Annotated in this window: 1 protein-coding gene; it reads left to right on the plus strand. The window is 69.3% G+C overall.

Features of this window, described 5'->3' with window-relative positions:
• The coding region (locus tag H0H10_RS04530; RefSeq protein ID WP_188179496.1) for a hypothetical protein at positions 1-244 on the plus strand (244 nt) is incomplete at both ends.

Genomic DNA, 244 nt, shown 5'->3' on the forward strand with positions numbered 1-244 from the left:
GAAGTTCGACCTGGAGGTCACCGCTTCGGAGGTCTACGACGAACAGGGCACGCCGGCCGGCGTGCGCGGGTCCCTGGTCGGTGCCGTGGACCTGTTTGACCCCGGTTCCCTGGAGGGTTTCGCGGAGCGCTGGGCGCGTCTGGTCGAAGCGCTGGTCGGTGATCCGTCGGTGCGGTTGAGCGCGGTGGACGTGCTGGACGCGGCCGAGCGCCACAAGGTCCTGGAGGAGTGGAACGACACGGCA

Origin of the sequence: Streptomyces griseicoloratus (assembly GCF_014534645.1) — a bacterium.
In the GTDB taxonomy this organism is placed as follows: Bacteria; Actinomycetota; Actinomycetes; order Streptomycetales; family Streptomycetaceae; genus Streptomyces; species Streptomyces griseicoloratus.